Genomic DNA, 17,419 nt, shown 5'->3' on the forward strand with positions numbered 1-17,419 from the left:
AGTCGGTAGTGAGGAATTCAGCGGGGCTCTCGGGGCAGGCCTAGGACGCGCTCGCCGAGGATGTTGCGCATAACGTTGGAGGTGCCGCCGGCGATGGTGTACGAGGGGGCGTAGCAGATCGCCTTACTCCAGGGGTCGTCGAGCAAGGCCGCAGGCCCGAGGGAAGCGGCGGCGAACTGGGCCACTCGCTGCTCGTGCTCGGTGCAGAATGCCTTGGTGGCCGCGCTGAAACCGGCGGGGGCCTGGCCCAAGGCCTCTCGGTACACCAGCAGGCGGCCCACCCGGTACTCGCTCTCCAGTTGGGCGATCTCCTGGCGAACCCGGGGGTCGTCGCGGTCGGCCTTTGACTGAGCGTGGAGGAACAGCGCTCGGTTGGACACCAAGCGGTCGATCCCGCCCCGCTCGTGGGCCAACTGCGCCATGGTCTGCTTGAAGGCGTCGCCCTCGGCACCCACCAGGTTCTCGGCCGGCACCCGCACGTCGGTGAAATAGATCTCGCAGAAGTGCCGGTTGGCGATCATGTCGGTGATGGGGCGCACCTCGATACCGGGGGTGTCCATCGCCACAATGATCTCACTGACCCCCCGGTGGGGCGGACCATCGTCGCTGGTGCGGCAAATCAGATAGCAGAAGTCGGCCAAATTGCCGAAGCTGGTCCAGATCTTCTGGCCGTCGATCACGAAGTGGTCGCCGTCGCGGACCGCCCGAGTGCCAATAGAGGCTAGATCGGAGCCCGCGTCGGGCTCGCTCATCCCGATGCACCAGGTGCTCTCCCCCGCCAGCATCTGAGGCAGGAACTCGGCTTTCTGCTGCTCGGTGCCGTAGGCGATAAGTGTCGGCCCCATTTGGCGGTCGGCGAACCACATCGCCGCCACCGGAGCACCGGCGCTGATCATCTCCTCGGCCACGATCAACCGCTCGATGTGCGGTCGGGCCCGCCCTCCGTACTCTTTCGGCCACCCCATGCCGATCCAACCCTCGTCGGCCATAACCCGGGCGAACTCCTTGGAGTAGCCGTTGATCCACGAGTCGTTGTGCCGCCCGAATTGGGCCACCCCCTCTGCGGCCACGATCCGCGCCCGGTCGCGAAGTTCCAGCAACTCGGGGCTGAGCGCGAAGTCCAACCTACGGAAAGAGGTCAGCTGCTAGCTGGAATCCAGCAGCAGGGCCAGCGCCAGAGTGGAGAAGGAGAAGATCAAAGCAGCCACAATGGTGAGCCGGTCGAGGTTCTTCTCGATGACGGTCGACCCGGCGGCCTGAGTGCCGAGGCCACCGCCGAACATGTCGGAGAGACCGCCGCCTCGGCCGCTGTGCAGTAGCACTAGGAACAGCAGCGCCAACGCGGAAAACACGTCGATCACCACAAGCGCAATAGTCACAGCGGCTCATTCTACCCTCTGACTTCCCCCGCTGACCCACCCGACACCCGGATGATGGCGGGGTCCGCAAAACCTGCTTCTCTACCCATTACCCTGCTGAAACACCGGCTGGTTTGCATGAACGTGCTGGGTCAGGAGATTCCGGCACCAGGAGAGATCACTTGTCCGCAGCTTTGATTGCCGCACGGAAACGGGCATGAAGCCGCTTCGGAGTGCAGCAGCGGCCGTCCGCTGGTGTGGAAGAACGTCCGCCCGGAGCCTGAAGAGCCTCGGACGCGGAGTCAGAGCGGCCATAGGCTGGTTGGGGAAATGGGCTGGCAAGATCCTAAGCAGCCTCAAGTCAGGCCGAGTCCTGCTTTCGATTGCTGCCTTGGCGGTGGCCTTCGTGATCGGAATCGTGGTTGCCCAGGTATGGTCATCGGACGGTTCTGACGACAGCCCGGCGTCATCGGCCGGCCCTTCCGAGGCTGACTCCGAGCCGGCTTCCTCTGCCTCAGGGACCGGTGACGAGCCATCATCCACCGATCCGGCGACGACACCGGAAGCAACTCCTGCTTCAAACCCGGACGACGGTTCATCGCTCGGCAACCCGCCTGACAATGCCGATGCCGACCCCGTGCCCACCCCCACCCCGGTTTTCCTGGTGCTTGACCAAGAGCCGCAGACGTACCAAGAAGCGCTAGAAGACGCCGCCCGCTTGTCGCTTGACATTGTCTGGCCCAGCGGCTGCATGTCGCCCCTTCCCTACCCCGACCTGATGCCCAACGCACCCCGGGCCTACCGTTCGGGAATACACCAGGGCGTTGACTTCCAGTGCTTTGCCCGGGGACACCCCGCCGTAGCCGCGCTGGACGGGCGGGCAGTGCTGGTGGTTGGCAACTACGAGGACCCGGATTCCGACAAACGGGATCTCTTGTTGGATGTCGCCGCCCAGCTCGACGCCACGCCCCCCTACACCCTGTTAACGCTGTACGGGAACTATGTGGTCATCGACCACGGCGTCGTCCCCGATGTCGGCCATGTGATCACCGTCTACGCCCACCTGGAAAGTGTCGACCCCGACATCCGGGTCGGCGAAGCAGTTCAAGCCGGACAGAGGGTGGGAGAAATCGGCAATCGAGGAACCCACGCGGCCGCTAACGGCGACTTCTACACCGACCCCCATCTGCATTGGGAGTTGCACATCGACAACCAGTATTTGGGTGCTGGCCTATCAGCGGAAGAAACGCGCTACGTCTACACCACCCTGTTCGCCGAGACTTCCTAGCGATCCGCAGGCAATCCCGGCTAGAACGTCGCCATGAGTTCGATCGACTACAACCCGTTCGACTACGACATCGATATTCGAGCCCATGATGTTTGGCGGCGGATGCGCGACGAGGCCCCTCTCTATCACAACGACGTGCACAACTTCTGGGCGTTGACCCGGTACGACGACGTACTTGCCGGGCTGCTCGACACCGAGACCTACTCTTCTCGTTACGCCACATCGCTCGACCTCATGGGCGATGAGGAGTGGACCGGACCGTTGTTCATCTTCCGAGATCCACCGGAGCAGACGCTGTTGCGCAAACTGGTGAGCCGGGCCTTCACCCCCAAGGCCATCAACGGCTTGGAGAGCCGGATCGAATCCATCTGCGACAACTTGCTGGATCCTCTAGAGGGTCTGACTGTTTTCGACTTCGTCGACCGCTTCTCCGCGCTCATGCCTCCCACCGTGATCTTGGCCCTGCTGGGATTTCCCGAAGGGCTCGAACAGGACTTGCGCCAATCGATGGACAAAGGGCTGCACATCGAAGAATCGGCCACCGCGGGCAGCAGTCGAGACCTGGTCGACCAGACCGGCAACCTCTCCCACGAGGTGTATGCCCTGGTTCCCGAGTTGTGCGAGCAGAAGCGGAAGGAGCCGGCCGACGACCTGCTGACCATCCTGGCCACTCACGAGCGAGAGCTGCTGGACGGATCCACTCGCCCCCTCACCCTGGACGAGATCACCTCCTACGTCGCCTTGATCGGCGGAGCCGGGGCCGAGACAGTGGCCCGCTTCCTGGCCTGGGCGGTGGTGCTGCTGGCTGAGCATCCCGATCAGCACGCCGAGCTTCGCGATGACCTCTCGCTGGTGCCCGATGCCCTAGAGGAGATACTTCGCTACGAGGCCCCCTCCCCAGTGCAGGGACGGCGGGTCATGCAAGACGTGGAGTTGCACGGCCAAGTGGTGCCCACCGGGGCCAACATTCTGCTGATCAACGGCAGCGGCAACCGCGACGAGCGCCACTTCCCCGATGCCGACCGATTCGACATCCACCGCAACATCGACCGCCATCTGTCGTTCGGCTACGGCGCCCACTTCTGCATCGGCGCCGCGCTGGCCCGCCTGGAAGGCCGCATCGGCCTCGAGCAGATGCTCCGGCGCTACCGCGACTGGGAGGTCGACGACAACCACCTGGAGTGGATCCACACCTCCACCGTTCGGGGCTACAAGTCAGTACCCCTCACCGTCGATCCGGCTGCCTGAGTCAGGCAGGCTCGTTTCGGCGAGGTGCCGCCAGGACTCAGCACTACCCCGCCGATTCTGAGAACCTTTAGGACGTGACTGTGGAATCTTCCCCTGAGACGACCGCGGAGCCGGTGGGCCCAGAATTCATCCGCCGCGCCGTGGAGTTGGCCGATTTGGACGCCGTGCGGGTGGCGCTGTTCCACCACACCGACGATCCGGAGATCGAGGCACTGCCGCGGATGCTGGAGCTCGACGACGACCAACGCGAGCTGCTGGTGTCCAAGACGGTGGCGTGGCTTCTAGAAAACGCTGCTCCGGGGATGCCCGAGGAACCGCCCCAGCCCCGACTGCGCCAGCTGATGAATTTCGCCACCAAAGAGGAGATGGGCGACCTGGAGTTTGAGTCGCGGCGCGAGCTGATGGCCTTCAAGCCATTCCCCTGGACAGTGGACTGGACCGACGGCAAGCCCGAGCTGCCCGAAGGGTTCCAAGTGGCGATCATCGGCAGCGGGTTCAGCGGACTGGCCGCGGGCATCCAGATGGAGCTGCTGGGGATCCCCTATGTGATCTTGGAGCGTCGATCCGAGCCCGGCGGCACGTGGAGCCGGCACCGCTACCCGGATATCCGGGTGGACACCATCTCGATCACTTACGAGTTCGCCTTCGAGAAGAACTACCCGTGGCCCGAGTACTTCGGGAAGGGCCAGTTGGTTCGGGAGTACTTGCTCCACATCTCGCGCAAGTACGGCATGTACGACAACACCCGATTCGACCACGATCTGAAGCGGGCCACCTACGACGAGGGCCGTGATGTCTGGGTGCTCGAGGCCGGCACTCCCGACGGCATCGAGACCATCGAGGCCAACGTGGTGATCAACGCGGTCGGCGCCTTCGCCAATCAGAGAACCCCCAATTTCGAGGGCTTCGAGGACTTCCCCGGTCGGACCATCCACCCGTCGCAATGGCCCGAGGACTACGACTACCGCGGCGAGCGGATCGCCGTGGTCGGCAACGGCTCGACCGGGGTGCAGCTGCTCTCCCCCATCGCCGAAGAGGCCGAGCAGGTGTACGTCTTCCAGCGCTCCAAGCAGTGGATCAGCCCTCGGCCCAAGTACGGCCAGCCCATCGAGCCGGAAGTGCGCTGGCTGCTCGACAACTTCCCGGGCTATTGGAACTGGTGGCGATACATGGCCATCGCCGCGCTGTTCAAGACCCACGACCAGCTGATTCCCGACGAGGAATGGCAGGCCCAAGGGGGCTATTGGAACGAGGTGAACGACCAGCTTCGCTCCTTCCTCACCAACTACATCCACGAGCAGACCGACAACGACCCTGACCTCGTCGACCGGCTGATACCCGACTACGCGCCCTTCTCCCGGCGCCCTGTGGTGGACAACGGCTGGTATCGGGCCCTCACCCGCGACAACGTGGAGCTGATCACCGACCCGATCGTCCGGTTCACCCCCGAGGGCATCGAGACCGAGGATGGAACCGTTTACGAGGTGGACACCGCCATTACCGCCATCGGCTTCGAGATCGTCCAATTCCTGTACCCGGCCGACTACATCGGCCGAGACGGCCTCAACGTGCACGACTTCTGGGCCAAGGACGGCCCCCGGGCCTACATCAGCATGATGGTGCCTAACTTCCCCAACATGTTCATGCTCTACGGCCCCAATTCCCAGCCGCTTTCGGGCGGCACGGGCCTTCCCATCTGGTATCAGGTGTGGTCGGGCTACGCGGGCCAGTTGATCGTGCGGATGCTGGAGGAGGGCAAGTCCAGCGTCGAGGTGACCATGGACGCCTACGAGCGCTACAACGAGGCCCTGGACAAGGAGGCCTCCAAGCTCCTGCTCATGCACGAGATGGGGTCACCGGGCAACAACTACTACGTCAACTCAACCCACAACCGGCTTCAGATGAGCGCCCCCTGGTACGGCCCCGAATACCACCGCCTCTGCACCGAAGTCGAGTGGGACGACCTAGAGATCACCTGACCACCCTCAAAGGCTTGGCCCGCCGGGCCTAGCCTCGACTGGCGAGGGTCCCGCTTCTGCCTATTGGAGTCGGAAACGGACGATGCGGGAGAAGCTCTCGGCTTCTAGGGAGGCGCCGCCGACGAGGGCACCGTCGATGTCGGGCTGGGCCATGAGCTCGGCGACGTTGATGGGTTTGACCGAGCCGCCGTATTGGACTCGGACGCTTGCGGCGGCGTCGGCGCCAAAGTTGGCCCGGACTCGGTCGCGGATGAGGGAGCAGCCCGCCTGGGCGTCAGCGGGAGTAGCGGTGTGGCCGGTGCCGATGGCCCACACCGGCTCGTAGGCGATCACCATGGCCCCTACTTGGTCCCGCTTGAGCCCGGCCAAGCCAGCTTCTACTTGGGTGGTGATGCGGGCCTCGGTCTGGTCGGCTTCCCGTTCCTCCAGGGTCTCTCCGCAGCACATGATCGGGGTCATCCCAGCCGCCAGAATCGCTTTAAGCCGGCGGTTCACGTTCTCGTCGGTCTCGCCGAAGAGCTGCCGGCGCTCGGAGTGGCCGGCGATCACATAGCTCACCGCCAGCTTGGCCAACATGGCGGGCGACACTTCTCCGGTGAACGCCCCGCTCTCCTCCCAGTGGCAGTGCTGGGCCCCCAGGGCGATAGGGATGTTGTCGGCGTCGAGCACCGTCTGGGCCGACCGCAGGTTGGTGAACGGGGGGTGGATGGACACGTCGGCCGACCCGTAATCGGCATGGTCAAGTGCATATGAGAGTTTCTGGATGAGCTGAATGGCCTCCAGATGGTTCATGTGCATCTTCCAGTTGCCGCTGATCAGCGGCTTGCGCTCAGCCATCGTGTCCCTCCTCGGGAGTCCCAACTGATTCTCTCAGTGCCATTAGCCCGGGCAGGTCGCCCTGCTCGATCAACTCCAACGACGCCCCGCCGCCGGTGGACACGTGGTCCATCTCTCGATCCAAGCCGAATTGGCGGACCGCGGCGGCGCTGTCGCCCCCACCCACCACGGTGAAGGCGCGGCTGTCGGCCAGCGCCTGGGCCACGACTTTCGTGCCCGCTGCGAATCTCGGGTCTTCGAAGAGCCCCATGGGGCCGTTCCACAGCACGGTGCCGGCCTCGGCGATGAGGTCGCTGAACTCGGCCGCGGTGCCCGGGCCGATGTCCAGTCCCTTCCAGTCGGGGTGCAGATCCACCCCCGCCTGCACTACCCGCTCCCCCGGGGCCAGCGCGGTGATGTCGGATGGGAGCCGAATGGGCGCGCCTGAACTCAACAAACGGCCGCACGCTTCTATCTGGTCGGGCTGGAGCAACGAGTCACCCACGCTGTGGCCTTGGGCGGCCAGGAACGTAAAGCACATGCCGCCCCCGATCACCACCTCGTCGGCGGTCTCCAGCAGGGCGTCGATCACCCCCAGCTTGTCGCTCACCTTGGCCCCGCCCAACATGGCGACAAACGGCCGCTTGGGCTTGGCCCGCAGCCCCAACAGCACCTCGGCTTCTTGGGCCAGCAGGCGACCCGCCGCGCTGGGCACATAGCGGGGAGGTCCCACAATGGAGGCATGGGCTCGATGAGACGCTCCGAAGGCGTCGTTCACGTAGCCGTGACAGCCTTCCACCAACCGCTGCACGAAATCATCGTCATCGCCGGTCTCGCCCGGGTCGAAGCGCAGGTTCTCCAGCAGTTCGACTCCGGGGGCCAGTTCCCCCAGCCGGACCTGCACCGGAGCCAGCGAATACTGGGGGTCGGGCCTGCCGTCGGGTCGTCCCAAGTGGCTGCACGCCACAACCGCGGCCCCCTGGCCGGTGAGCCAGCGGATGGTGGGCAGCGCGGCCTTTATGCGGAAGTCGTCGGCAATCTGGCCGTCAGCGTCAAGCGGAACGTTGAAATCGGCCCGCAGCAGGATCCTGCGGCCGTCCAGGCCGCCGAGAGCCTCGCCTAGCGTTTCGAGTGTGGGAAGCACCCCGGTGCTCAGCCGCCCGCCGCGCCCACGATCGAGACCAGATCCACCAGCCGGTTGGAGTAGCCCCACTCGTTGTCGTACCAACCGGACACCTTGACCAGATTTCCCAGGGCCATTGTCAATCCGGAGTCGAGCGTGCAGGAAGCGGGCGAGCCGCAGATGTCAGCCGACACCAGCGGGGCTTCGCTGTAGTCAAGTACTCCCGACAGCGGCCCATCAGCAGCCGCAGCGGCAAAGGCGGCGTTGACGTCGTCGGTCGAAGGCTCACCCTGCACCACGGCGGTGAAATCGGTGAGGGAGCCGTTGGGAATCGGCACCCGCAGAGCAATGCCGTCGAGCAGGCCGTTCATGGCCTGAAGCACCAGACCAGTGGCTCGGGCGGCCCCGGTGGATGTGGGCACGATGTTCACCGCGGCAGCTCGGGCCCGACGCAGGTCGGAATGGGGCCCGTCCACTAGCGCCTGGTCGCCGGTGTAGGCGTGGACGGTGGTCATGAGGCCCCGCTCCACCCCGAAGGCATCGTCGAGCACCTTCACCATCGGCACGAAGCAGTTGGTAGTACACGAGGCGTTGGACACCACCAGATGGTTGTCGGGGTCGAAGTCGCCGTCGTTCACCCCCACCACGAAGGTGGCGTCGGCCCCCGACGCCGGCGCGGACACGATGACCCTCGGAGCCCCAGCTTCAAGGTGGGCCGCCGCCTTGTCCCGAGCAGTGAAGAACCCGGTGGACTCCACCACCACGTCCACACCCAAGTCTCCCCAGGGAAGGTCGGCCGGGTTGCGCTCCGACAGCACTTGCAGAGTGCTGCCCCCGATCTCGAGTGCCCCGTCCACCACGGCAACCGGGTCGGCGAACCGGCCCATCACCGAGTCGTACTGCAACAAATGGGCCATGGTTTCCAAGCTGCCCAAGTCGTTTACGGCCACAAATTCCAGGTCGGCGCCAGCCTGCCGGGCCGCTCTGAAGAAGTTCCGCCCGATGCGGCCGAACCCATTGATTCCCACGCGAATGCTCATGCGGCTGAGACTAACTTAGGCCCGTTGTGGCTATGCGCACCTAGCCCCAAAACTCCTGAGCAAAGGGGAGCTCAATCCGATGGACTTCAATCGCTTTGACTGGCTGGCCCAACGGGTCGAGGAGGCTATCGATCCCCATAGGGAGATCGTGGATCCCCATCACCACTTCTACGACGGGGGGTTTCTCACCTATCTCGCCGCCGATCACCTGGACAACATCACGGGCTCGCACAACATCACAAAAACGGTGTTTGTTGAGACGGCGGCGTGCTACGACATGGCGCTTCCCGAGCACATGCAGCCGGTCGGCGAGACCGCCTTCGCCGTGTCGCAGGCCGACGCCATCGATGCGGCCGACGGACCGCCCCTAGCCGGCATTGTCGCCTTCGCCGACTTGACGCTTGGCGACGCCCTCGAAGAGGTGCTCGACGCCCACGATGCGACCAGCAGCGGTCGCTTGCGCGGCATCCGCCACACAACGGGTATAGATCCCAGCCCCGAAGTCCCCCAAGGCCACGGCAACCCCTCCCACCAGATGATGGGAACAAACCAGTTCCGGGCCGGGCTGCGCACGCTCGTCGAGCGGGATTTGTCCTTCGACGCCTGGCTCTACCATCCGCAGTTGCTTGAGGTGGCCGAATTGGCGGCAGCCATGCCAGAGCTGAGGGTGGTGGTCGGCCACCTCGGCGCTCCCCTAGGTGTGGGACCCTACCGCGACATTCGCGATCAGGTGTGGGCCGACTGGCGGTCATCGATGCAGGCTGTGGCCGCCCAACCGAATGCCGTGGTCAAAGTGGGCGGGATCGGAATGGACTTCATGTTTGGGATGGGGTGGGCCGACCTGCTCGTGCCCCCCGGCTCCGAGGAAGTGGCCGCCTATTGGTCCGACGCGGTGCGCTTCTGCATCGACGCCTTCGGTCCGGACCGATGCATGTTCGAGTCGAACTACCCAGTCGACCGCGAGACACTCACCTATCCGGTCTTGTGGAACGCATTCCAGATCATGGCCGACGCCTACTCCAACGCCGAGCAGGACGATCTGTTCTCAGGCACTGCAACCCGCGTCTACCGCCTGGACTAGCGCACGTTCCCCTGGCCTCCATCGACGGGGATGAGCTGGCCGGTGATGAATCGCGACGCATCCGAGGCCAGAAACACCATCACCGGCCCCAGGTCCCGATCCGGGTCGCCGTAGTCCTGGCCCAGCGCGATGCTGTGGATGTTCCGCCAGAACTTCTCGGTGCGCTCCTCATCGGTAGCCCGATCCCAGGATGCTTGGAACATAGGAGTTCTGATGGCCGGTAGAACAGCGTTGACCCGAACGCCGTCGGCCCCCCAAGCCCCGGCCGCAGTGCGCGTCCAGGCATGTACCGCTCCTTTGGACGCCGAATAGGCCGCCGCTCCCGGCTCAGCCCGCTGGCCGGAAATCGACCCGAAATTGATGATGGCACCTCCCCCGCCAGCCTTGAGCCGCTGGTACGCGGCCTGATTGGTCAGCACCGTGCCCCGCACATTCACTGCGAACATCCGGTCCCACTCACCTATGGTCACGTCTTCCGCTGCGGACGGTGCGTGAATAGCCGCTGGGTGCGCCAGCGCATCTAGCCCGCCCAAAGCGTTGTCTGCCTCCGCAAACGCCGCATCCACTTGCTCTTCTTCAGCAACATCAACCGACACGTACATGACTTCGTCAGGCCCATCTGCCCCCGCCTCAGCGTAAACCGCCCGCCCCGCGTCATCGGCAATGTCCATCCCCACTACCCGAGCCCCAGCCTTCACATAAGCCCGCACCGTCGCCGCCCCCATCCCACTCGCACACCCTGTGACGATGATCCTCTTGCCGTTCAACTCCACAGTGTCCTCCCTATGGCTCGCAGCGCAGTTTACACATTGCTGTGTATGATGGTGTTGTGAGTCGGACCAACATCGATATCGACGATGAACTCATCGAGCGCGCCATGCAGACATTCGGGCTTCGCACCAAGCGCCAGGCGGTGAATCTTGCCTTGGAGCGCCTTCTGGGTGGCGGGCCGATGACCATTGAAGAGCAACTGGAAATGGAAGGGGTCGGCTGGGACGGCGACCTCGACACCATGCGCGCCAGCCGGTTCGCCGATTGGGGCAGCAGTGCTGATAGCTGATACTTCCGCCTGGGTCGACTTCTTGTCTGCGACTGGCTCGCCTCAGGCCCAGAGAATGCGCCGGGCGATATCCGATCAAGAAGTGGTCACCCTCGACCCGATCCTGCTGGAGGTCATGGCCGGTGCCCGCCAAGATGCCGTTGCCCGAACCCAACGGTTGCTGGAGGCCCAGCAACACGAGGCGCTCTCCCCCAAGCTCGACTGGCTCGACGCTGCAACGATCTATCGGGAACTCAGGTGGCGGGGAATCACCGTTCGCTCGCAGACCGATGCCCTCATTGCAGCCGTCGCCATCCGCCTCAACGTGCCCGTGCTCCACCACGACCGCGACTACGGCCACATCGCCGAGCACACCCCCCTACAACTGGTGGAAGTCTGACCCATACCCTCTTGCCTTCTGACGAACTTGGCTTGATGGATACAGGCCGCATAGGTGTCGCACGGCGTGCTACGGTGAGACTGTGAGCCGTGAGATCAGCCAGCGGGAGCTGCGGAACAACAGCGGGAAAATCATGCTCGAACTCGACGAGGGCAGGACGTTCACGGTGACTCGCAATGGCGTGCCGGTAGGCGAGCTGGGTCCGCTGCGCCGCCACCGCTTCATTTCCGCTGAAGCTGCGGTGGAGCTCTTCCGGACTGCCCCCAGTGTTGACTATTGGGATCTTCGGGCCGACCTTGACGCCGTTGCCGACCAAGATCCATCTCCTCGTGCCTGAGACGCCAAGACCGCCCCGTGGGCTGCTGGATACTTCGGTGATCATCGATCTTGAACACATCGAGGCATCGGCCCTCCCGTACGAGGTCGCCATCAGCGCCATGACTTTGGCTGAGCTGGCAGCTGGCCCGCATGCCGCAAACGACGGAGTGGAGCGAGGCCGGAGGCAAGATCGTCTCCAGCGGACAGAGGCTGCATTCGATCCATTGCCATTCGATGTCGATGCCGCCCGGGCCTATGGACGAGTCTTCTCCGCGGTCCTCAGCGCCGAGCGGAAACCCCGCGGGGCAAGGGCAGTCGATCTGATGATCGCTGCGACCGCCCTCGCCGCCAACTTGCCCCTCTACACTCGCAACCCCAACGACTTTGCAGGCTTGAATGAGATTGTCGACATCGTGCCCGTCTGATGGCAACCTGAATCTCGCATAATGCGGATCGTTGACTTGTTGGAGCGGGATGCGGCGCTCTACCCCGAGCGGACTGCGGTAGCGGTTGCCGGAGGACCATCTGCTTCCTTTGGGGAGCTGCACGACCGAGTTCTCCGGCTGGCCAGCGGACTGGAGGATGCGGGGGTGGGGACTGGCGACCGGGTGGCGCTCATGGCCGACAACGGGCTGGTCTTTTTCGACGTCTACCTGGCGGTGGCCTACCTGGGCGCGGCGGCAGTGCCCCTGAACACCCAGCTCACCGATCCCGAATTGTCCTTCATCCTCTCCAATGCCGAGCCTGCCCTTACCGTGGCAACCCCTCCCTACGCCGAACGACTGAAGGCCATCGGAGCTACCGGCCCAGTGATCGATGCCGACGGCGATTTTTACGCAAGCTTGCTGGCGTCGGAGCCCTTCGCCGATTTGGACCGCTCTACCGAACACGACACCGCGTTGATCATCTACACCAGCGGGACCACTGGACAGCCGAAAGGGGTGTGCCTCACGCAGAGGGGCTTGGCCTTCAACGGGCTGACCATGGCCCTGGTGCAGCGGTTCCGGCCCGACGATGTGTTCTTGTCCACCACGCCGCTGTACCACGCGGCCACCGGCACCCGGGTGTGCTCCATGCTGGCCGACGGCCAGACCCACGTGGTGCTGCGCTCCTTCTCGCCGGAGTCGTTCTTCGCCGCGGTGGCCGAGCACCGGGTGACCATCTCGATACTGGTTCCCGCGCAGCTGCGCCGCATTCTCGACCATCCCGGCTTTGCGGAGGCCGATCTGTCCAGCCTGCGGCTCATCGTCTACGGCGCAGCCCCCACTGCCGGGCCCCTCATCAAACAGGCCTATGAGCGCTTCGGGTGCGGGCTGTACCAGGGCTACGGCATCTCCGAGTGCGTCACCAACCTCACCGGGCTGCTGCCCGAAGACCACGACCTCGCCATGGCCGGACGCCCCGAACTGCTCGATTCGTGCGGGCGCGTCGTTCCCGGGGTCCGGATCGAACTCCACGACGACAATGGCGTCTTGGCCGCTCCCGGAGAGGTGGGCGAGATCTGGGTGAAGAGCGAGAAGGTGATGGCCGGCTACTGGCGCAACCCCGACCAGACGGCTGAAGCTCTGGTCGACGGGTGGCTGCGAACCGGGGATCTGGGCCGCATGGACGCCCATGGCTACCTCTACATCGTCGGCCGGTCCAAAGACATGCTCATCAGCGGCGGCGTCAACATCTACCCCAGCGAGATAGAAGCAGTGCTTTACGACCACCCGGCCGTCGCCGAAGCAGCGGTGGTCGCGCGCCCCGACCCCGAATGGGGCGAGCGCCCGGTGGCCTTCGTCGAGCTCCGACCCGAAGAGTCGCTCGACGGACTAGCGGATTGGTGCCGCCAGCGCCTGGCCAAGATCAAGGTCCCCGACGAATTCATCGCCGTCGACAGCTTTCCCCGCACCGTCACGGGCAAAATCCGCAAGGTAGAACTCCGAGAACACCTAGCCGCCGGCTGACGGGACAAGTCCAGCGGCCGGGGCTTCTAGCCGAGCCGGGGTTTGATCTCCTCGTCGGCGTCGATGTCGATTTCTAGGATTAGGGATTGATAGGACTTGCCGTGGGGGTCGGTTCGGAGGCTCATGGATACTCCTCCGCCGAGGGCTTCGGTCATCACGAAGTTCAGGCCCTTGGTGCCGGGTAGCTCGTAGCGTGTGATCTCGCCCTTGACGAGGCTGCCGAATTTGTCCCGCACTTTCTCCACGGTGAGCTCGCGCCGCAGCACATCCCAGTTGTCGTCGTCGTACACGAACACGCACAGGTTCACGATGTCGCCCTTGTCGCCGGAGCGGCTGTAGGCGAACTCCCGCAGCTTCATGCCTCGATGACCTCGGTGATCAGCTTCACATCCTCGCGGGGCAACAGTGCCGGGGTGACCCCGATGGCCGGCGCCATCTGTGTGGTGACCCCACCACCCCCGGCCGGTCCCATCCACAGGAATTGCCCCTCGAAAGCCACCGCGTCGGCGGTCTCCCGATCGTCGCAGCGAGCCGCGATGCGAAGCCGCACCTCAGCTGGGTCGCCGCCGGGAAGCTGGCCGTCGAACAGTGCGCTCATACCGTGAAGGTCGTAGCGGATCTCGTCGATGCCCGACTGGTACGGCTCCAGGCGCTTGGCCACCACCTCCGCGGCCAGATGGGCCCGTTCCACGCAGCCCGCGCCGCCGTAGGAGATCTCGGTCACCACCTTCCACCCCTGATCCACCCCCACCAGCACCTTGAGGGAGTCAGGACGGGGGCGGCCCGAGGCACCACCGACCCGCACCCGGTTTGGGCCCGCTTCCTCCACCCACACATGGGAGAAGTCCGCGGTGCTGTCGGGGGTGAGATAGGCCGCCGGGTCGTGGATCTCGTAAGCCAGTTGCGTCTTCATGGTGCCGATGTCCACCGCCCCGCCGGTGCCCTCCAGCTTCGTGATGATCAGCTCGTCCTCGCTCACGTGGGCCAGGGGAAAGCCGAGGTGGACGATGTCGTCCAGCACCCGGTAGGGCGGATCGACGTAGTTGCCCCCGGTGGCGTGGGTGCCGCACTCCAGAAGATGGGCCACCAGGGTTGCGATGCCCATCTTCTCCCAGTCGTCCAGCGCCCAGCCCATCTCATACGCGATCGGCCCCACATAGAGAGAAGGGTCGGCGATGCGGCCGCCGAGGATGAACTGCGCCCCCTCGTCTAGGAGCTCCACAATGGGATCTGCGCCGATGTAGGCGTTGGCCGATACCACTTGGTCGGCGATGGCCTGGGCGGTCACCCCCATTTCGGGAAGCTCCAGATCCTGGTCGAGCACATGGTCGAGCACGTCGTCGCCGTGGATCACCCCGACCCTCACCCCGGCGACGCCGTTGAGCTTCATCCCCCGCAGCACGTCGTCGGCCGCGGCGGCCGGATTGGCGGCGCCGAAATTGCCCACCATCTTTCCGCCGCGGCGCAGAAAGCCGGCGAAACGGCGCATGAGCTCGGGGATGCGCTGATCGTGGCCCGCGGTCTCGTCATCGAGGCGGCGCACTTGGGCCAGCGCCATGGTTCGCTCGGCCAGGCAGTCGAAGCCCATGTAATCCACCAGGCCGCTGTCGGCCAGCTCCTGGGCCCAGTCCAGCCGATCGGTGGAATACGCCGACCCGCTGCCGATGGAAATGCTCTTGGGGGTCATCGGGCCAAGTAGCCGCCGTCAACCGGGAGTGCGACACCGGTCACGAAACTGCTGGCATCGCTGGCCAAGAACAGCGCGACTTCGGCGATCTCCTCGGGCTGCGATGGGCGCTGCAAAGGCACCGAAGTCTCCAGAAAGTCCTTCATCAGGGGTTTGACGTCGGTGCCGGGCTCCCGTCCGAAGAACAGTGGAAGCATGGGTGTGTCCACTGGGCCGGGGCAGATGACGTTGGCCCGTACCTTGGGGGCTAGGGCCAGAGCCAGCGACTTGCCGAACGTCACGATTGCTCCCTTGGTCATCGAGTACAGCGGCGAGAACGGCGAGCCCACCACCCCAGATGTGGAAGCGGTGAGGATGATTGACGCGTTGCCCGACGCCTCCAACAAGGGCACCGCCCGGGCAACGGTGAAGAAGGCCGATTTCATGTTGATGGCCGCGGTCTCGTCGTAGTCGGCCTCGCTCATGTCGAGTCCGGCCGGACCGGGTATGCCGGCGTGGGCGTAGAGCACGTCGATTTTGCCGTGAGTGGAACCAACCTCGGCCATCAACCCTTCGATCTGGGCCACATCGCTGACATCAACGGTGAAGGCGCTGGCCGCGCCCCCGGCTGCGGCGATCAAATCCACGGTCTCAGCGGCGGCATCGGCGCGAAGATCGGCCACCACCACATGAGCGCCCTCGGAGGCCATGCGCCTGGCCGCGGCCCGACCCATTCCTGAACCGGAAGCGGTTATGACCGCTACTCTTCCATCGAGCACTCCCATTGAAACCCCCGTGAGCAAGAACTCTTACATTTGCGATGACCGATTTAGCCGTCGCAGCAAAGAAAGAACGCCATGAACGCACATGACCCGCTTGACGGCCTGAAGATTATCGACTGCGATTCCCACTTCACCGAGCCGCCCGAGCTGTGGACGGCCCGGGTCCCCGCCGCCATGCACAACCGAGTGCCCGTGCAGAAGACGGTCGACGGCATCACCGCGTGGTATCTGGACGGCGAGTTGTGGTCCAGCACCGGCGGGAACACCATCCAAACCGGGCACGAGAAGATTCTGGGCAGCCACGTGGTCCAGCCCTTCGATGTCATCGACACCAGCGCCTGGGCTGTGAAGGAACGTCTCGAGTTGTGCGACGAGATCGGGGTCCACGCCCAGATCCTCTACCCCAATGGCGTCGGCTTCTCCTCCAACCACGTCTTCGCCATCGAGGATCTGGCCCAGCGGCGGATGGTGCTGGAGATCTACAACGACTTCTTCGTAGACGTGCAGCACGAGTCCAACGGCCGGCTGTTCCCCCAGGCCATGCTCCCGATCTGGGATATGGAGTTCACCGTGGCCGAGATGAACCGGCTGCTGGACAAGGGCATAACCGGGTTCACCCTCTCCGACAAGCCCGAGATGGTGGGCCTACCCGAGCTCTGGGAGCCCTACTTCGCCCCCATGTGGGATCTGTTCAACCAGTCGGGAGCGGTGGCCAACTTCCACATCGGCGCCGGCATGAGCCGCGCCGAGATGGAGAGCATCCGAGGCGCCCGCTTCCAGCAGGCCCGGGTGGGCGGCGAGGCCGGCCCCGACGACCTGCCCCGGCCCATTCCCGTGTCCCCCAGCACCTGGTGGGGGCAGTTCGACCACCAGCGTCGCCTCGCCATCCACGCCACCCAGATGTACATGAGCAACGTGCGCATCATCGTCAACCTGTGCATGAGCAACCTGTTCGACCGCTACCCCAACCTCAAGATCGTCTCGGCCGAAAGCGGCATCGGCTGGGTCCCCTTCATCCTCGAAGCCCTCGAGTACCAATACGACGAGATGGTCACCGAAGCCCACGAGCTGGCCCTCAACTCCCGCCGCCCCCGGGAGTATTTCAGCGACCACATATGGGTCATGTTCTGGTTCGAGAAGTCGGCCCCGGCCAAGCTCATCGAAGACGTCGGGGTCAACAACGTGCTGGTGGAGACCGATGTCCCCCATCCGACATGCCTGTTCCCGGGCGCCCGAGAGCACTTCGCCCGGGTACTGGCCGGCGTCGATCCCCACATCCGCCGCCGAGTGCTCCAGGACAACGCCGCCGAGCTCTACGGCATCAACGTCTAA

The 17,419-nt window shown here is 64.6% G+C and carries 19 protein-coding genes; 10 read left to right on the top strand and 9 right to left on the bottom strand.

Translation table 11 applies throughout. The annotated features are described in order from the left end of the window. Positions 1 to 17 precede the first annotated feature (17 nt). Positions 18 to 1,124, bottom strand: coding sequence for an acyl-CoA dehydrogenase family protein (locus ACOGI7_RS07025; RefSeq protein ID WP_419851201.1), 1,107 nt, complete (start codon positions 1,122 to 1,124; stop codon positions 18 to 20). 21 nt (positions 1,125 to 1,145) lie between these two features. Next, positions 1,146 to 1,379: a preprotein translocase subunit SecG gene (gene secG / locus ACOGI7_RS07030; RefSeq protein WP_419851202.1), complete on the bottom strand. Its 234-nt coding sequence runs from the start codon at positions 1,377 to 1,379 to the stop codon at positions 1,146 to 1,148. A 376-nt stretch (positions 1,380 to 1,755) separates the two neighbouring features. Between secG and ACOGI7_RS07035 the strand changes: the two genes are divergently transcribed. From ACOGI7_RS07035 to ACOGI7_RS07045, 3 genes are all read left to right on the top strand, one after another. After that, a complete protein-coding gene (locus ACOGI7_RS07035; RefSeq protein ID WP_419851477.1) occupies positions 1,756 to 2,646 on the top strand; it encodes a peptidoglycan DD-metalloendopeptidase family protein in 891 nt (296 codons plus the stop codon). A 33-nt stretch (positions 2,647 to 2,679) separates the two neighbouring features. Then, positions 2,680 to 3,894, top strand: a complete 1,215-nt coding sequence (locus ACOGI7_RS07040) for a cytochrome P450 (protein WP_419851203.1) — start codon at positions 2,680 to 2,682, stop codon at positions 3,892 to 3,894. A gap of 80 nt (positions 3,895 to 3,974) precedes the next feature. Then, positions 3,975 to 5,873 carry a flavin-containing monooxygenase gene (locus ACOGI7_RS07045; RefSeq protein WP_419851204.1) on the top strand — a complete coding sequence of 633 codons (1,899 nt, stop codon included), beginning with the start codon at positions 3,975 to 3,977 and terminating at the stop codon, positions 5,871 to 5,873. A 60-nt stretch (positions 5,874 to 5,933) separates the two neighbouring features. Here the strand turns inward: ACOGI7_RS07045 and tpiA are convergent, their stop codons facing one another. Genes tpiA through gap form a run of 3 tightly spaced genes read right to left on the bottom strand, consistent with a single transcriptional unit; the run spans position 5,934 to position 8,852 of the window. Beyond that, a complete protein-coding gene (tpiA, locus tag ACOGI7_RS07050) occupies positions 5,934 to 6,710 on the bottom strand; it encodes a triose-phosphate isomerase (RefSeq protein WP_419851205.1) in 777 nt (258 codons plus the stop codon). Next, positions 6,703 to 7,833, bottom strand: coding sequence for a phosphoglycerate kinase (locus tag ACOGI7_RS07055; RefSeq protein ID WP_419851206.1), 1,131 nt, complete (start codon positions 7,831 to 7,833; stop codon positions 6,703 to 6,705). The genes tpiA and ACOGI7_RS07055 overlap by 8 nt, the downstream gene beginning before the upstream one ends. Positions 7,834 to 7,841: 8 nt before the next feature. After that, complete coding sequence (gene gap, locus ACOGI7_RS07060) at positions 7,842 to 8,852, bottom strand: type I glyceraldehyde-3-phosphate dehydrogenase (RefSeq protein WP_419851207.1); 1,011 nt, start codon at positions 8,850 to 8,852, stop codon at positions 7,842 to 7,844. Between the two features lie 79 nt (positions 8,853 to 8,931). On the opposite strand from gap, the gene ACOGI7_RS07065 reads away from it, so the two are divergent. Next, the gene (locus ACOGI7_RS07065) at positions 8,932 to 9,933 is read left to right on the top strand and encodes an amidohydrolase family protein (protein ID WP_419851208.1); all 1,002 of its coding nucleotides are present in this window, start codon (positions 8,932 to 8,934) and stop codon (positions 9,931 to 9,933) included. Here the strand turns inward: ACOGI7_RS07065 and ACOGI7_RS07070 are convergent. Further along, a complete protein-coding gene (locus ACOGI7_RS07070; protein WP_419851209.1) occupies positions 9,930 to 10,706 on the bottom strand; it encodes an SDR family NAD(P)-dependent oxidoreductase in 777 nt (258 codons plus the stop codon). The genes ACOGI7_RS07065 and ACOGI7_RS07070 overlap by 4 nt on opposite strands. A gap of 56 nt (positions 10,707 to 10,762) precedes the next feature. Between ACOGI7_RS07070 and ACOGI7_RS07075 the strand changes: the two genes are divergently transcribed. From ACOGI7_RS07075 to ACOGI7_RS07095, 5 genes are all read left to right on the top strand, one after another. Further along, positions 10,763 to 10,993 carry a type II toxin-antitoxin system VapB family antitoxin gene (locus ACOGI7_RS07075; RefSeq protein WP_419851210.1) on the top strand — a complete coding sequence of 77 codons (231 nt, stop codon included), beginning with the start codon at positions 10,763 to 10,765 and terminating at the stop codon, positions 10,991 to 10,993. 55 nt (positions 10,994 to 11,048) lie between these two features. Next, the gene (locus ACOGI7_RS07080; protein WP_419851211.1) at positions 11,049 to 11,372 is read left to right on the top strand and encodes a PIN domain-containing protein; all 324 of its coding nucleotides are present in this window, start codon (positions 11,049 to 11,051) and stop codon (positions 11,370 to 11,372) included. Between the two features lie 82 nt (positions 11,373 to 11,454). Beyond that, positions 11,455 to 11,709, top strand: a complete 255-nt coding sequence (locus tag ACOGI7_RS07085) for a type II toxin-antitoxin system Phd/YefM family antitoxin (RefSeq protein WP_419851212.1) — start codon at positions 11,455 to 11,457, stop codon at positions 11,707 to 11,709. Then, positions 11,702 to 12,115, top strand: a complete 414-nt coding sequence (locus ACOGI7_RS07090) for a type II toxin-antitoxin system VapC family toxin (protein WP_419851213.1) — start codon at positions 11,702 to 11,704, stop codon at positions 12,113 to 12,115. Before ACOGI7_RS07085 ends, ACOGI7_RS07090 begins: the two co-directional genes overlap by 8 nt. A 21-nt stretch (positions 12,116 to 12,136) precedes the next feature. Next, positions 12,137 to 13,639 carry a class I adenylate-forming enzyme family protein gene (locus ACOGI7_RS07095; protein WP_419851214.1) on the top strand — a complete coding sequence of 501 codons (1,503 nt, stop codon included), beginning with the start codon at positions 12,137 to 12,139 and terminating at the stop codon, positions 13,637 to 13,639. Between the two features lie 26 nt (positions 13,640 to 13,665). Here ACOGI7_RS07095 and ACOGI7_RS07100 read toward each other — a convergent pair whose 3' ends face one another. Genes ACOGI7_RS07100 through ACOGI7_RS07110 form a run of 3 tightly spaced genes read right to left on the bottom strand, consistent with a single transcriptional unit; the run spans position 13,666 to position 16,090 of the window. After that, complete coding sequence (locus tag ACOGI7_RS07100; RefSeq protein WP_419851215.1) at positions 13,666 to 13,998, bottom strand: AtuA-related protein; 333 nt, start codon at positions 13,996 to 13,998, stop codon at positions 13,666 to 13,668. After that, positions 13,995 to 15,326, bottom strand: a complete 1,332-nt coding sequence (locus tag ACOGI7_RS07105; RefSeq protein WP_419851216.1) for an acyclic terpene utilization AtuA family protein — start codon at positions 15,324 to 15,326, stop codon at positions 13,995 to 13,997. Before ACOGI7_RS07105 ends, ACOGI7_RS07100 begins: the two co-directional genes overlap by 4 nt. Then, positions 15,323 to 16,090: an SDR family NAD(P)-dependent oxidoreductase gene (locus tag ACOGI7_RS07110; RefSeq protein WP_419851217.1), complete on the bottom strand. Its 768-nt coding sequence runs from the start codon at positions 16,088 to 16,090 to the stop codon at positions 15,323 to 15,325. The genes ACOGI7_RS07105 and ACOGI7_RS07110 overlap by 4 nt, the downstream gene beginning before the upstream one ends. 72 nt (positions 16,091 to 16,162) lie before the next feature. On the opposite strand from ACOGI7_RS07110, the gene ACOGI7_RS07115 reads away from it, so the two are divergent. Beyond that, the gene (locus ACOGI7_RS07115; protein WP_419851218.1) at positions 16,163 to 17,419 is read left to right on the top strand and encodes an amidohydrolase family protein; all 1,257 of its coding nucleotides are present in this window, start codon (positions 16,163 to 16,165) and stop codon (positions 17,417 to 17,419) included.

The sequence above is a fragment of the Candidatus Poriferisocius sp. genome (assembly GCF_965204145.1).
In the GTDB taxonomy this organism is placed as follows: domain Bacteria; phylum Actinomycetota; class Acidimicrobiia; order Acidimicrobiales; family Bin134; genus Poriferisocius.

Coding starts and splice junctions, on each gene's coding strand:
- ACOGI7_RS07040 (WP_419851203.1), top strand. CDS start 2,680: ATGAGTTCGATCGACTACAACCCGTTCGACTACGACATCGATATTCGA.
- tpiA (WP_419851205.1), bottom strand. CDS start 6,710: ATGGCTGAGCGCAAGCCGCTGATCAGCGGCAACTGGAAGATGCACATG.
- gap (WP_419851207.1), bottom strand. CDS start 8,852: ATGAGCATTCGCGTGGGAATCAATGGGTTCGGCCGCATCGGGCGGAAC.
- ACOGI7_RS07065 (WP_419851208.1), top strand. CDS start 8,932: ATGGACTTCAATCGCTTTGACTGGCTGGCCCAACGGGTCGAGGAGGCT.
- ACOGI7_RS07080 (WP_419851211.1), top strand. CDS start 11,049: ATGCGCCGGGCGATATCCGATCAAGAAGTGGTCACCCTCGACCCGATC.
- ACOGI7_RS07095 (WP_419851214.1), top strand. CDS start 12,137: ATGCGGATCGTTGACTTGTTGGAGCGGGATGCGGCGCTCTACCCCGAG.
- ACOGI7_RS07100 (WP_419851215.1), bottom strand. CDS start 13,998: ATGAAGCTGCGGGAGTTCGCCTACAGCCGCTCCGGCGACAAGGGCGAC.
- ACOGI7_RS07105 (WP_419851216.1), bottom strand. CDS start 15,326: ATGACCCCCAAGAGCATTTCCATCGGCAGCGGGTCGGCGTATTCCACC.
- ACOGI7_RS07110 (WP_419851217.1), bottom strand. CDS start 16,090: ATGGGAGTGCTCGATGGAAGAGTAGCGGTCATAACCGCTTCCGGTTCA.
- ACOGI7_RS07115 (WP_419851218.1), top strand. CDS start 16,163: ATGAACGCACATGACCCGCTTGACGGCCTGAAGATTATCGACTGCGAT.